Raw genomic sequence first — 13,766 nt, 5'->3', positions numbered from 1 at the left:
CTCGCCTGGCCCCGGATGCGCTACGCGGCCTCGCTCTCGCCCCTCATTCGGCGAAGCGCACCGCCGCCAGTTTCCAGCCGAACCAGCCGTCGCGCTTGAAGATCAAACCCAGGGGCTGTTCGGTTTTGTCCTTGCGTTTCACCGTCACCACGAAGCGGTCTACGGCTTCGTAGCCCATCGCCGTGTCGACGCCGGCGCGCGGCTCTCCCGACGCTTCGCCGCCGCCGGCCGCCGGCTCGTCGGCGCCGCTCTGCGGCAAGCCCGGCTGAGGCTTGATCCCCCGCATCATCAAGGCCAGGCTTTCCGGCGTCACCATCGCGTCCACCACCGGCGCGATCACCGCGTCGGCAATGGCGGCGCCCATCGCCGCCAACGGGTTCTTGTCCTTGGATTGGTTCAATTCCAGCACCGCCTTGGGCGCAACGGCCTCTTTCAGGCTGTTGCGCAGCGCCGGATAGTCCACATAACCGGACAATTTGGCCGCGTCGCGCGCGTCCAAGGCCTGCTGCATGCCGCGCAGCGCCAGATACGGGGTCGCGTAAAACCACGCGCCCAAAGCCAATACCGCGACGCCCAGCGCCAGTTTCGCTTTTATGCTCATTCTTAATCCCCCTGAATCGAACGGCCGCGTCCGCGGCTCATAGTGTCTACAGACCAGCGGCCGGCGCGCAGATTCCCGCCGGCCGCGGTAAAAAACACGCGGCCGGCGGCTCAGAGCCTGTTCAAAGTCTCGCGAGCAAGAGCGAGACAAGGCGAAAACCGCTGAGAAAGCGGAATGTACAGGTGGTACATGAGCATCTCGAAGTGGGTTTCAACGCCGTATCGCTGAAGCGCAGCAGGCTTTGAACTGGTTCTCAGAAGCGCGCTTCCATCCCCATCCTGATGGTCCGGCCCGGAATAGGCATGCTGATCACCGAGCCGGGGTCCACCGCATAGCGGTTGGTCAGGTTGTCCACATTGAAATTCAGATTGACCTGCTTGTTCAGCCGGTATTCGATGAACAGGTCCACCAGCCGTTCGGACGCCAGTTCCAGCACCGGTCGCGCGCCGGTGCCTTGCAACCAGCCCGCTGGATTGGTCTTGGCAGAATGGTAGCGCCACCGTCCGCCCACGGTCAGATCTCCGTCCAGCAGATACTTGCCGGCGCTGATCACGTATTGGCTTCGCGGTGGAATGCGGGTAGGGATCAAGCTCCATTCGAAACCGTTGTCATTGCAGTTTGAGGCCTTGCGTCGGCTAGCCTGGCTGGCCGAGCACACCTCAGGCTCCAGATACAGGGTGGCTGCGGCATCCACAAAGAAGGAGGGGTTGCGGTAGTTGAAACCGAATTCGTAGCCGCGCAATTCCACCTTATCGTAGTTGAGGAAGGTCAGATTCCCTTTCCACCACGGCATGCCCGGTGTTGACTCCAGCCAGGCGCTGGAAATGTAATCCCGCACCTGATTGTCAAAATAGCTGGCCTTGAAACCTATTTTCTCCTTGGCAACGAAGACATCCTCAAAGCCGGCGCGCAGCCCCAGCTCCAGGTTCAGCGAACGCTCCGGCCGCAGCGGATTGTACGGGTTGTAGCTGAACACCTCGGACGAGGTGGTGGTTTCGTACAGGCTGGGCATGCGGTAGGCGCGGCCGCCCTTGGCGTAAACATCCAGCCACTTGGCCAGGTGGACGTCGATCTGCCCGGTCAGGTCCAGCTTGGGCGCGTAATCCGCTTCCAGATTGGTCGCGTAGTCGCGCGTGGTCGAACCGTGCAGATTCGTGCCCAAAGTGAAGCGGGCCCAGGGATAGGACAGCACGGCGTTGGCGAACAGGCTGCGTTCGTTGCGCACGCCGTTGCGCGACGCCACCAGCGGCCGCGGCTGCTCGGTGTAGCGGCTGGTGGGCTGGGTGCGCTCTTGCTGGACGGCCAGGCCGTAGCTCAGGCTCAGGGGCAGCGCCTCCAGTTCCGAACGGTTGAGCAGATTGAAACCGTGGCGCTTGTTGTTGTAGGCATGCATGTACTGGTCGCCGTAAGAGGCGCCGGGGCGGCCGGCCCACAAGCCGTTGTGCTGGTCCAGATCCGCCTCGGTGGCCCACACCCCCAGGTTCAGATCGATCAGCCTGTTGTCGCTGGGGGTGAAAGTGTATTGGGCGCTGTAGGCGTGCACGACGGCGCTGCCCAGCGCCCATTGCGGCATCGATTCCACGCCCGGCGGCAACTCGTTGAAGTTCTTGTCGTTGGAGTTCTTGTACCAGTAGGCGGCCAACAGTTCGCCGGCTTGCTGACGGTGGCGGCGGAAGATCAGCTTCAAGCGCTGCGCGTCGTCCAACGCGAAACCCAGCTTGGCCAGCAGCGAATCGCTCTCGTAACTGGTGTTCACCACTTCCTGGCCGCGCGACACCACGGCTTCCGGGTAGCCGTCGAAGCCGTGGCTGCCGGCGAAGTAATTGCCGGTGCGTCGCTTGCTGTAGGCCAGCAAGGCGTCGAATCCCGGCTGCCGGTAGGCCAGCGCCAGCGTGGCGGAGCCGTTGTTAAAGGTGCGCGGGCTGAGACCGTTGTTCAATTGGTAATACGCTTGGTCGCGCTCACCGTCCGGCACCCGGGGCGTCTTGTTGTTGTTGTAGGCGCTGCCCTTGAGCAACACGCCGAAATCCTTGCCGGGGCGCAGCACGTCCTCCACTCCCAGAGTCCGGATCTGCACCAGGCCGCCGATCGCGCCGCTGGAGAAGGCGCCGTTGCTGGCCCCCTCTTCCACGCTGACCTTGGTGATCAGGTCCGAATCGATATAGGTTCGGTCGCTGGTGCCCTGGTAGCCGCGAGCGGTGTGGGTGGACTGCAGGCTGCCGTCAATCACCACCGGCACCCGGCCTTCGCCCTGCAGGCCGCGGATGCCCAGGTCGATGGCGCCGGCCTCGTTGCGGATATTATTGGCCTGCACGCTGGGCAGGGCGGAGAAGATGTCGGCGTTGCCGGTGCCGCGCCCGCGACGCAATTGGTCCGCGTCCAGCGCGGAAGCGCCGGCGGGCTTGACCTTGCGCTCGGCGGTGACCCTGATTTTTTCAAGCTGCGGCGGCGTGTCCTCGGCGGCCAGCAGGGTTTGCGGATAGGCCGCCGACAGCAATAGGCAGGCGGAAAGACTCCGATATTTCATGATATGGGTGGGGGGTGCTTTGGGTAGGAGCGCCGAAGTTAATGCTAATGATTCTCATTAACAACGGTAATTATACCAAGACCCTCTACGCGCCGCCCCCACCAGGCACGCGGCTATTTACCGCCCAGCGGCACCTGCCAGCGCTGATCCTTGAGCGTGCGCATCACAATATAGGAGCAGATGTCGCGCATGCCGGGAATGCGGTTCAGCCGCTCCACGATGAAGCCGCTGAAGGCGGCCAGGTTGCGGCAACGGACGTGCAACACATAGTTGCTGGGACCGGCGACGATGTAGGCGGCGGCGATCTCCTCGAACTGCCGGATGCGCTCGATGAAGTCTTCGTGCCAGTCTTCGCGCGCCCGATCCAGCGTCACGTGCACGATGGCCTCCAATTCATAACCCAGCAGACCCGGGTCCAGCTGCGCGTGATAACCGCGGATCAGGCCCTGGCTTTCCAGCGCGCGCACCCGCCGCAAACAGGCGGACGGGGACAGAGCCACTTGGTCGGCCAGGTCCTGATTGCTGAGCCTGGCGTTGTGCTGCAATGCGGAAAGAATCCGGCAATCTATCGCGTCGAGTTGCATTTGCAATTTCCCATCGTCATCTATCCGTTCCGCTGCAGTTCCTGCGAAAAGCATGCCATTAGCAACACCAACTTGCAATTTCTGGCGCAGGCCTTGGTGCTAGCATGATTCCAAGATTTCCCTCCCTGGAGCCGCTCCATGTTGCTTGACATCAGCCCCCCGCTGCGCGCCGGCCTGCCGGTCTGGCCCGGCGACACCGACTTCAAGGCCAGCCCGGCCTGGCAACTGGACGCCCACTGTCCGGTCAATGTGGCGCGGCTGACGCTGTCGCCGCACAGCGGCGCCCACGCCGACGCGCCCGCCCACTTCCAGGCCGCCGGCCAGGGCATAGGCCAGGTGGCGCTGGACGCCTATCTGGGGCCCTGCCGGCTGATCCATTGCCTGGCCCCCGGCCCGCTGATCCGGCTGACGCAGATCCAGGCCCGGCTCGCCGCCCTGCCCGGCGCGCTGCCGCCGCGCTTGTTGATCCGCAGCTACGAGCGCTACCCGCTGGAAGCCTGGGACGCGGACTTCCCCGGCGTGGAGGCCGCCGCCATCGACTGGCTGGGCGGCCAGGGCGTGCGGCTGATCGGCGTCGACACCGCCTCGCTGGACCCGATGGACAGCAAGACCATGGACGCTCACCACGCCACCGCGCGTCAGCGCATGGCCATTCTGGAACAGCTGCTGCTGGACCATGCGGCGGAGGGCGACTACGAATTGATCGCGCTGCCGCTGAAGTTGATGGACCTGGACGCCAGCCCGGTGCGCGCCGTGCTGCGACCCTTGCCCGTTTCCACCCCCCTCGTGTAGGACCCGCCATGAAACACACTCGCGAAACTTGTCTCGCCGCCGACCAGCAAGATCCGCTGGCCGGCTTCCGCCAGCGCTTCGAGCTGCCGGCCAATACCATTTACCTGGACGGCAACTCGCTGGGCGTATTGCCCAAGGGCGCGCTGGAGCGCAGCCAGCAGGTGATCACCCGCGAATGGGGCCATGATCTGATCCGCAGCTGGAACACCGCCGGCTGGTTCGAACTGCCGTCTCGGCTGGGCGACAAGCTGGCGCCGCTCTTGGGCGCCGGCCCCGGCGAAACCGTGGTCACCGACACCACCTCGCTCAATCTGTTCAAGGCGCTGGCTGCGGCCTTGCGCATCCAGCGGCAGGCGCATCCGGAGCGCAAGGTGATCCTGTCCGAGCGCGACAACTTCCCCACCGATCTCTACATGATCCAGGGCATGATCGAATTCCTGCAGCAGGGCTACGAGCTGCGCCTGATCGACGAGGCGCTGCCGCTGGAACAGGCGCTGGACGACGAGGTGGCGGTGCTGCTGCTGTCCCACGTCAATTACCGCACCGGCTATTTGTACGATATGGCCGCGGTCACCCGCGCCGCCCATCAACGCGGCGCGCTGGCGATCTGGGACCTGGCGCACTCGGCCGGCGCGCTGCAGGTGGACCTGAACGGCGCGGACGCCGACTTCGCCGTGGGCTGCACTTACAAATACCTGAACGGCGGCCCGGGATCGCCGGCCTTCATCTGGGTGGCTCCGCGCCACCAAAACGCTTTCTGGCAGCCCTTGTCCGGCTGGTGGGGCCATGCCAAGCCCTTCGAGATGGCCGCCGACTACGCGCCGGCCCAAGGCATCCGCCGCTTCCTGTGCGGCACCCAGCCCATCGTGTCGCTGGCCCTGGTGGAGTGCGGGCTGGAGGTGGCGCGGCAGGTGGACCCGCAACAGCTGCGCGCCAAATCGCTGGCCTTGACCGATCTGTTCATCGAACTGGTGGAACAGCGCTGCGGCGGCCACCCGCTGACCCTGATCACCCCGCGCGAGCACGCGCGCCGCGGCAGCCATGTCAGCTTCCGCCACCCGCAGGGCTTCGCGGTGATGCAGGCACTGATCGCCAACGGCGTCGTCGGCGACTACCGCGAGCCGGAAGTGCTGCGCTTCGGCGTCACCCCGCTCTATCTGAGCCACGCCGACATCTGGGACGCGGTGGAGATCCTGCGCGAAATCCTGGACAGCGGCAGTTGGGACAAGCCGGAGTTCCACCGCCGCGGCGCGGTGACCTGAGTGCCGTTCAAAGCCTGCTGCGCTTCGGCGATACGGCGTTAAAAACGGCTTCAGAATGCTCATGTACCACCTGTACATTCCGCTTCTTCAGCCGTTTTCGCCTTGTCTCGCTCTTGCTCGCGAGGCTTTAAACAGACACTCAACCCCGCATGGCGCGCGGCCTAGCCGCGCGGCGGCTCTACAGCGCAAGGGACGTCAGATCCCGCACACAGCGCCATCTACAGAGGAGAAACACCATGAGCAGCTTCCAGGACATCAAGGACCGGGAACAAGGCCTGCAACGCAGGCTGACCGCCGGACAGATGAGCATGATCGCCATAGGCGGCGCCATCGGCACCGGCCTGTTTCTCGGCAGCAAGTTCGCCATCGGCTTCGCCGGCCCCAGCGTGGTGCTCAGTTACGCCATCGGCGGCCTGATCACCCTGTTGCTGATGGGCTGCCTGGCGGAGATGACGGTGGCGCACGCCACCTCCGGCTCCTTCGGCGCCTACGCCGAGCACTACATCAGCCCGCTGGCCGGCTTCCTGGTGCGCTACTGCTATTGGGTCAGCGTGGTGATGGCGGTGGGCACCGAGATCACCGCGGTGGCCGAATACATGCGCTACTGGTTTCCCGACACGCCGCCCTGGATCTGGATCCTGCTGTTCTCCAGCGCGCTGATCGGCGTCAACGCCACCAATGTCAAGGCCTTCGGCACCGTGGAGTACTGGTTCTCCTCCATCAAGATCTTCGCCATCGTCGCCTTCATCTTGATGGGCTGCTACCTGGTGTGGGGCAGCGGCGATCCGGCTTACGGCGCGCGCAACTTCAGCGCCGACGGCGGCTTTTTCCCCAACGGCGTCTGGGGCATGTGGGTGGCGGTGGTGATCTCCATCTTCAGCTATCTGAGCGTGGAGATGATCGCGGTGGCCGCCGGCGAGGCGGAAAACCCGGAACAGGCGGTGCGCCAGGCTTTCCGCGCCACCATCGCACGGCTGGTGGTGTTCTACCTGCTGTCCTTGAGCCTGATCATCGCCATCGTGCCCTGGAGCCGCATCGGCGCCGGCAACAGCCCCTTCGTCACCGTGATGCAGGTGCTGAACATTCCCTACGCCGCCGGCATCCTCAACTTCGTGGTGGTGGTGGCCGCGCTGTCGGCGATGAACAGCCAGCTCTACATCACCACCCGCATGATGTTCAGCCTGTCGCGCGCCGGCGACGCGCCGGTCTCGCTGGGCAAGCTGAACCCGCGCGGCATCCCGGTCAACGCGCTCTTGCTGTCCACCAGCGGTATCGCGCTGGCGGCGGTGCTCTACGTGTTGTTTCCGCAACAGGCGTTCACGCTGATGATTTCGCTGTCGATGTTCGGCGCCATGTTCACCTGGCTGATGATCTTCTACACCCATCTGCGCTTCCGCCGTCACCACGACCAGGCCGGCGGGCTGGCGCTGCCGTTCAAGATGCGCCTGTTTCCCTACAGCACGCTGACCGGGCTGGGCTTGATGCTGGCGATCATGATCACCACCGCCTTCACCGAAGTGTTCCGGCTGACCCTAGTCTTCGGCCTGCCCTTCCTGCTGTTGCTGGTCGTGTTGTTCCACAAGGTGCGCAAACCGCGGCTGACCCCGGCTGCGCAAACGACTTAAGCCCCACCTCTCAGGCCGAGCCCCGCGCCCGGCCTGAGCGGCGGCGGCCGGCCCGCGCGCAAGCGCGGGACAAGGCTTAAACCGCGGCGGAAACGGCTGCGCGCGCGGCGCATGCCCATGGCGAAATGGCTGTTGCCGCGCAGCGCGGCGGATAGAAAACAGCGCTGACGCCGCCATCGGATTCGGCTTAGAATGTTCTGCTCGATACCCAATCCGGATAGCCCGCCCCCACCATGCCACGCCCGTCCGATCTCGCCCCCGGCGTCAGCCTGTCCGCGCTGCTGCGCGGCTTCGTCCTCCGTCATTGGCCCTATTACCTGCGCGCGGCGCTGATGCTGGCCGCCGTGGCGGTGCTCACCGTGCTGATTCCGCGCCAGATTGGGGAAATCGTCGACTTGCTGGCCAAGGGGGAGCTCGGCGGCCCGCAGCTGCTGCGCGAACTGGGCTGGCTGCTGCTGTTCGGCGTGGTCATCTATCTGCTGCGCGCCGGCTGGCGGCTGCAACTGTTCGCCGCCGCCTACCAACTGGGCGTGGAATTACGCACCCAGCTGTATCAGCGGCTGAGCCGCCAGGGGCCGGGCTTCTACCATCATCAGCGCACCGGCGACCTGATGGCGCGCGCCACCAACGACATCGACGCGGTGGAAATGGCCGCCGGCGAGGCGATGCTGGCCGGCTTCGACGGCAGCCTGACCCTGGTGATGGTGCTGGCGATGATGACCCTGGGCATAGACTGGCGGCTGGCCGCCGCCGCGCTGCTGCCCTTCCCGCTGATGGCCTTCGCCTTCTGGCGCATCACCCGCCGCGTGCATCAGGCCTGGGCTGGCTCGCTGCAAAGCTTCAGCCGGCTCAACGACCATGTGCAGGAAACGCTGAGCGGGGTGCGCACGCTGCGCACCTTGGGCCTGGAGGAACGCAACAGCCGCGAAATGGCCGGCCTGGCCGCCTCCGCCTCCAACAACAGCCTGGAGGCGCAACGCTGGGAGGCGGCGTTCGAGCCGGTGGTGGGGCTGACCCTGAGCACCGCGGCGGCGGCCACGCTGGGCGTCGGCGGCTATCTGGTGTGGCAGCAGCAGCTGACCATAGGCGCGCTGACCAGCTTCAGCATGTATCTGGGCCAATTGATCTGGCCGATGTTCGCCGCCGGCTGGGTGCTGTCGCTGCTGGAGCGCGGCCGCGCTGGCTGGAACCGGCTGGAGCCGGTGCTGAGCGCGCCCGAATCCGTGGACGATAGCGGCGCCGACGCCACGGAGCCGGCCGGCGAACTGCGCTGGCACGGCCTGGACTTCACCTACCCGGGCCAGACCACGCCGGCGCTGCGCGCGATCGAGCTGCGCCTGGGCCGCGGCCAGACCCTGGGCATCGTCGGCCCCACCGGCAGCGGCAAGTCCACGCTGCTGCGACTGCTGCTGCGCCAGTATCCGCTGCCGGCCGGCAGCGTCAGCTGGAACGGCGTGCCGCTGGAGGAATACAAGATGGACGCCTTGCGCGCGGCGATCAGCTGGGTGCCGCAGGAATCCTTTTTGTTCTCGGCCTCGGTGGCCGACAATATCGCGCTGACGCGCCCGGACGCCGCCGAACGCGACATCGAGCGCGTGGCGCGGCTGGCGGCGGTGCACGAGGACATTCTGCGCCTGGCCCAGGGCTACGCCACCCCGGTGGGCGAGAAAGGCGTGGCCTTGTCCGGCGGCCAGCGCCAGCGCCTGGCCATCGCCCGCGCGCTGCTGGCGGACGCGCCGCTGCTGCTGCTGGACGACGCCTTGTCCGCGGTGGACACCCAGACCGAGACCCAGATCCTGCAACATCTGCGCGAGGCGCGCCGCGGCCGCAGCGTGATCATCGCCAGCCACCGGCTGTCCGCGGTGGCCGACGCCGACCACATCATCGTGCTGCAGCACGGCGGCATCGCCGAAGCCGGCAGCCACGAGGCGCTGCTGCAATTGAACGGCTGGTACGCCAGCCAATGGCGCTATCAACAACTGGAGGCCAGCCTGGATGAAATCTGATCAGTCCGCGATCAACCGCAAGCGGGCGGTGGCCCTGCTGCGCCAGTCCGCCGCGCCGGAAAACCGTCATGTGCTGTGGGGCACGCTGTGGCTGATCGCCGCCGCGCTGATGGAGGCGCTGTCGCCGCTGCTGGGCAAGGTGTTCATCGACCGCTACCTGCTGCCGCGCGCGCCGCAGTGGCTGGAAATGGGCCTGTTGCTGCTCGCCTGTCTGCTGGCCGGCTACGCCGCCTCCAGCCTGCGCTATCTGCAGCTGGTGCGCCTGTCCGGCGTGGCGATGCGCTCGGTGCAAAGACTGCGCGAACAGGTTTACCGCCACGTGATCCGGCTGCCGATGGCCTTTTTCGACAAGGCGATCACCGGCCAGCTGGTCAGCCGCGTCACCAACGACACCGAATCGGTGAAGGCCTTGTACGTGCAGGTGCTGTTCGTGATGCTGGACAGCAGCATCGTGGTCATCGGCGTGATGGCGGCGATGGCCTGGCTGGACTGGCGGCTGATGCTGCTGGCGGCACTGCTGCTGCCGGCGATGCTGGCCATCGTCTGGCTGTACCAGCGCTGGAGCGCGCCGTCGGTGACCCGCGCCCGCGCGTTGCGCAGCGACATCAACGCCCAAATGGCCGAATCCATCTCCGGCATGAGCGTGCTGCAAGCCGCCAACGCCACCGGCCGCTTCGCCGCGCGTTTCGACCAGGCCAACCGCAACTACTACCGGGCGCGGATCGCGGAGCTGAGCGCCAACGCCTGGCTGCTGCGTCCGGCGCTGGATCTGCTGAAGGTGCTGCTGCTGGCCGGGGTGATCTACAGCTTCAGCCAGCGGCCGCTGGGCGCGCTGCAGATCGGCGTGCTCTACGCCTTCATCAGCTATATCGGCCGCATGGTGGACCCGCTGATCCAGATCACCATGCAGTTCAGCCAGCTGCAACAGGCGGTGGTGGCGGCGGCGCGGGTGGACGCGCTGCTGCAGGAACCGGCCGCGGCGGCCGGCCAGGGCCGCGGCCGCATCGGCCAGGGCGCGGTCAGCTTCCGCCGGGTGAGCTTCGGCTATCAGCCGGAGCGGCCGGTCTTGCCCGATCTGTCGCTGGAGATTCCGGCCGGCGGCTTCATCGGCATCGTCGGCCACACCGGCAGCGGCAAATCCACCTTGCTGTCGCTGCTGCTGCGCTTCTACGCGCCGCAGAGCGGCGAGATCCTGATCGACGAACAGCCGCTGGACGCCTTCGACGACGCGGCCTTCCGCGACGGCGTCGGCCTGGTGCCGCAGGAACCCTTCCTGCTGGCGGCCAGCGCCCGCGACAACATCGCCATGGGCCGTCCGCTGTCGCAACAGCAGATCGAGGACGCCGCGCGCGCCGCCGGCGCTCACGACTTGATCCTGGCGCTGGAACAGGGTTACGACACCGATATGGGCGAAAGCGGCTCGCGGCTGTCCAGCGGCCAGAAGCAGCTGATCGCCATCGCCCGCGCGCTGGCGGGCCGGCCGCGCATCCTGCTGCTGGACGAAGCCACCTCCCACATCGACAGCGAAACCGAACAGCTGGTGCAAGGGGCGCTGGAGAGGTTGCGCGGCCAGATCACACTGATCTCCATCGCCCACCGGCTGTCCACCATCCGCGACGCCGACCGCATCATCGTGCTCAACCACGGCCAGATCGCCGAAACCGGCAATCACGAGGAGCTGATGACCGTGGGCGGCATCTACCAACGGCTATACTTGCTGCAGCAATTGCAGCCGGAAGCCGGCTGAGCCCGCGACGAATCCGCCATGCACCGTTTCCCCGCCCTGCCCGCGCCCGAGGCGCTGATCGACACCCACTGCCATCTGGACGCGCCGGAACTGGCGCCCATGCTGGCCGCCGTGCTGGAGCGCGCGCGCGCCGCCGGCGTCGGCCAGATCCTGGTGCCGGCGGTGCGCGCCGACACCTTCGACGCGGCGGCGGCGATGCGCCGCGACCACGGCTGCTGGATAGGCTTCGGCCTGCACCCCATCTATCTGGAACGGCATCTGGACGAGCATCTGGAGCAATTGGAGCGCGCGCTGCGCGAGCAGCGGCCGGAGGCGGTGGGGGAAATCGGCCTGGATTTCTATCTGCCGGAACTGGACCCGGCGCGGCAGGAGGCCTTGTTCGTCGAGCAACTGAAGCTGGCGCGCAAATACGCGCTGCCGGTGGTGCTGCATGTGCGCCGTTCGGTGGACCGCGTGCTCAAGCACCTGCGCGAGCAGCGCGTCGAGCTCGGCATCGCCCACGCCTTCAACGGCAGCCCGCAGCAGGCGGAAGCGATGCTGCGCCAGGGCATGAAGCTGGGCTTCGGCGGCGCGATGAGCTATTCCGGCTCGCAGCGCATCCGCCGGCTGGCGGCCACGCTGCCGCTGTCCGGCCTGGTGCTGGAAACCGACGCGCCGGACATCCGCCCCGAGTTCGCCCAGGACCGGCCCAACGAGCCGGCCCATCTGGCCGCCTTCAGCGCGCTGCTGGCCGAACTGCGCGGCGTGCCGGAGCCTGAGCTGCGCCGCGCCTTGCGCCGCAACAGCCTGGACGCGCTGGGCATCGCCGGCTGACATGCCCTCCCATTCTCAGGTGCGGAAGCGCCTGAGGTTGGCGTCCAGATCCACCGACAGCTGCTGCAATGCCTGCGACAGCTGGCTGGCCTGGCCGGAGGCCTTGGCGGTGCTCTCGTTCATCTGCGCCATCTGCTCGACATTGCCCGCCACCAGCAGGCTGGCGTGGCTCTGCTCCTTGATCGCGTTGGCGATGTCGGTGATGCGCTCCACCGAGTGCTGCGACAGCTGATGAATCTCGCGCAGCGACTCGGCCACGCTGGAGGTGCTGCTGACCCCGCTCTCGATGCGGGCGTTGGCCTGCTGCATGCTTTGGTAGGCGCGCTGGGTATCGGTCTGCACGCCTTCGATATGGGTGGAAATCTCGGTGGTGGCCTGGCTGGTGCGTTCGGCCAATTTGCGCACCTCGTCCGCCACCACCGCGAAGCCGCGGCCCATCTCGCCGGCGCGCGCCGCCTCGATCGCCGCGTTCAGCGCCAACAGATTGGTCTGCTCGGCGATGTCGCGGATCACCCTCACGATGTCGCCGATGTCGCTGGAACGCTGATTGAGCTGCCCCATCACCGTGGAGGTTTCGGTAATGCCGCTGGCGATCAGCTGGATCTCGCTGGCGGCTTTTTCCGCCAGGCCGTTGCCGCGATCCGCCTGCGCCATGGTCTGGCGCGCCTGGCCTTCCACGTCGCGGGTGTTGTCCGCCACCAGATTGATGCTGACCGACATCTGCTCGATCGCCGCCGCGCCGCTGGCGGCGGACTCCGCCTGATTGGCCGCGGCGCCGGACACCTGGGAGCTGACATCCGCCATCTGGCCGGAGGCGCTGGCCAGCTGGGTGGCGTGGCCCTGGGCCTCCTGCACCAGCCGGCGCACGGTGCCCACCAGCGAGGCCAGCGATTCGCCTACGCTGCCCAGCTCGTTGCGGCCGAAGTCCGGCAGCTCCAGGTTCAGGTCGCAGGTTTGCGCCAGTTGCTGCGCGGAGTCCCGCATCTGCAGCAAGGGCACGCGGATGGAGCGGATGATGTACCAGGACACCACCAGGCTGGCCAGCAGGCCTATCACCACCGTGGCCAGCAACTGGCTGCGCACCGCGTCCGCCGAGGCGTCGATCTGGCTGCGCAAGCGCGCCACCGCGTCGGAACCGCCCTTGGCCAGTTTGGCCGAGACCTCTTCCATCTGGTGGATGCTGCCCTTGTACTGGCCAAACGCCTTGTTGGCGTCGCTGGTGCTGGCAAGCTCCTGCTTGTCCACCTTGGCGCCCACCGCTTTGAAACCGTCGGCGTAGCTGTTGAGCAGGCCGTCCAGCGCGGTCAGCTGCTGGGCGGCGTCGCCGTTCAGCGGGTGGGTGCCGGCGTTCTTGATCGCCGCGTGCGCGCCGTCCAAGGTCTTGCTCCATTTCCCGCCGTACTCGGCGCGCTTGGCCGCGTCGCCCAGATTGATGAAATAGTCCTTCTCGAAACGCCGCAGATTGCCCATATGCTGCTGCAACTCCACCACGTCCCGGTAAAAGGCCAACTCGTGCGTGCTGACATCCTCCACCCGGCTGGAAATGCTGCCCAGCCCCATGAACGCCAGCAAGCTGGTCACCGCCAGCGCCACCAACAGCAAGGCGAAACCCAGAGTGATCCGGGCCGCAATCGTCATATTCCGCATTTACACACTCCCCAACCAAACCGTATTTTTTTGGATTCCCGCCGATCAAGTCGCGGTTTCGCCGCGATTGTAAACCAAGCCGTTTGCGGCGTTCTCCGCATGACTCCGGCAAGTTTCACAGTCTGCTCACCGCATGCGCGGCGGACGCAAAAAAAGCCGTCA

At 66.4% G+C, this 13,766-nt stretch carries 10 protein-coding genes; 6 read left to right on the top strand and 4 right to left on the bottom strand.

Annotated elements, in window-relative coordinates:
- Window positions 1–43: 43 nt before the first annotated feature.
- The 3 genes from JW897_RS00685 to JW897_RS00675 all read right to left on the bottom strand — a co-directional run bounded on the left by JW897_RS00685 (window position 44) and on the right by JW897_RS00675 (window position 3,712).
- A complete protein-coding gene (locus JW897_RS00685; protein WP_205464843.1) occupies window positions 44–601 on the bottom strand; it encodes a DUF2939 domain-containing protein in 558 nt (185 codons plus the stop codon).
- A gap of 253 nt (window positions 602–854) precedes the next feature.
- Entirely contained in the window at window positions 855–3,128 is a 2,274-nt protein-coding gene (locus tag JW897_RS00680; RefSeq protein WP_205464842.1) for a TonB-dependent receptor domain-containing protein, read from the bottom strand.
- Between the two features lie 113 nt (window positions 3,129–3,241).
- Window positions 3,242–3,712 carry an Lrp/AsnC family transcriptional regulator gene (locus JW897_RS00675; protein WP_048413000.1) on the bottom strand — a complete coding sequence of 157 codons (471 nt, stop codon included), beginning with the start codon at window positions 3,710–3,712 and terminating at the stop codon, window positions 3,242–3,244.
- A 138-nt stretch (window positions 3,713–3,850) separates the two neighbouring features.
- Here JW897_RS00675 and kynB point away from each other — a divergent pair, with 138 nt between their 5' ends.
- From kynB to JW897_RS00645, 6 genes are all read left to right on the top strand, one after another.
- Window positions 3,851–4,504 (top strand): arylformamidase, encoded by a 654-nt coding sequence (gene kynB, locus JW897_RS00670; RefSeq protein WP_048412999.1) that lies wholly within the window; start codon window positions 3,851–3,853, stop codon window positions 4,502–4,504.
- A gap of 8 nt (window positions 4,505–4,512) precedes the next feature.
- Window positions 4,513–5,766: a kynureninase gene (gene kynU, locus JW897_RS00665; RefSeq protein ID WP_205464841.1), complete on the top strand. Its 1,254-nt coding sequence runs from the start codon at window positions 4,513–4,515 to the stop codon at window positions 5,764–5,766.
- A gap of 236 nt (window positions 5,767–6,002) precedes the next feature.
- On the top strand, window positions 6,003–7,391 hold the full coding sequence (locus tag JW897_RS00660; protein ID WP_205464840.1) for an amino acid permease: 1,389 nt from the start codon (window positions 6,003–6,005) through the stop codon (window positions 7,389–7,391).
- A 233-nt stretch (window positions 7,392–7,624) separates the two neighbouring features.
- Complete coding sequence (locus tag JW897_RS00655) at window positions 7,625–9,397, top strand: ABC transporter transmembrane domain-containing protein (RefSeq protein ID WP_205464839.1); 1,773 nt, start codon at window positions 7,625–7,627, stop codon at window positions 9,395–9,397.
- Entirely contained in the window at window positions 9,387–11,144 is a 1,758-nt protein-coding gene (locus JW897_RS00650) for an ABC transporter ATP-binding protein (RefSeq protein WP_240352029.1), read from the top strand. The genes JW897_RS00655 and JW897_RS00650 overlap by 11 nt, the downstream gene beginning before the upstream one ends.
- Before the next feature lie 18 nt (window positions 11,145–11,162).
- On the top strand, window positions 11,163–11,957 hold the full coding sequence (locus JW897_RS00645; RefSeq protein WP_048412994.1) for a TatD family hydrolase: 795 nt from the start codon (window positions 11,163–11,165) through the stop codon (window positions 11,955–11,957).
- 15 nt (window positions 11,958–11,972) lie between these two features.
- On the opposite strand, the gene JW897_RS00640 is transcribed toward JW897_RS00645, so the two are convergent.
- Window positions 11,973–13,595 carry a methyl-accepting chemotaxis protein gene (locus JW897_RS00640; protein ID WP_048412993.1) on the bottom strand — a complete coding sequence of 541 codons (1,623 nt, stop codon included), beginning with the start codon at window positions 13,593–13,595 and terminating at the stop codon, window positions 11,973–11,975.
- Window positions 13,596–13,766 lie beyond the last annotated feature (171 nt).

This window comes from Chromobacterium alkanivorans, assembly GCF_016937655.1.
GTDB classification, from domain to species: Bacteria; Pseudomonadota; Gammaproteobacteria; order Burkholderiales; family Chromobacteriaceae; genus Chromobacterium; species Chromobacterium alkanivorans.
This window is presented reverse-complemented; position numbering and strand designations above follow the sequence as displayed.

Excerpts from the sequence above, each read along its gene's own strand:
- JW897_RS00685 (WP_205464843.1), bottom strand. The coding sequence starts at position 601 with ATGAGCATAAAAGCGAAACTGGCGCTGGGCGTCGCGGTATTGGCTTTG.
- JW897_RS00680 (WP_205464842.1), bottom strand. The coding sequence starts at position 3,128 with ATGAAATATCGGAGTCTTTCCGCCTGCCTATTGCTGTCGGCGGCCTAT.
- JW897_RS00675 (WP_048413000.1), bottom strand. The coding sequence starts at position 3,712 with ATGCAACTCGACGCGATAGATTGCCGGATTCTTTCCGCATTGCAGCAC.
- kynB (WP_048412999.1), top strand. The coding sequence starts at position 3,851 with ATGTTGCTTGACATCAGCCCCCCGCTGCGCGCCGGCCTGCCGGTCTGG.
- kynU (WP_205464841.1), top strand. The coding sequence starts at position 4,513 with ATGAAACACACTCGCGAAACTTGTCTCGCCGCCGACCAGCAAGATCCG.
- JW897_RS00660 (WP_205464840.1), top strand. The coding sequence starts at position 6,003 with ATGAGCAGCTTCCAGGACATCAAGGACCGGGAACAAGGCCTGCAACGC.
- JW897_RS00655 (WP_205464839.1), top strand. The coding sequence starts at position 7,625 with ATGCCACGCCCGTCCGATCTCGCCCCCGGCGTCAGCCTGTCCGCGCTG.
- JW897_RS00650 (WP_240352029.1), top strand. The coding sequence starts at position 9,387 with ATGAAATCTGATCAGTCCGCGATCAACCGCAAGCGGGCGGTGGCCCTG.
- JW897_RS00645 (WP_048412994.1), top strand. The coding sequence starts at position 11,163 with ATGCACCGTTTCCCCGCCCTGCCCGCGCCCGAGGCGCTGATCGACACC.
- JW897_RS00640 (WP_048412993.1), bottom strand. The coding sequence starts at position 13,595 with ATGACGATTGCGGCCCGGATCACTCTGGGTTTCGCCTTGCTGTTGGTG.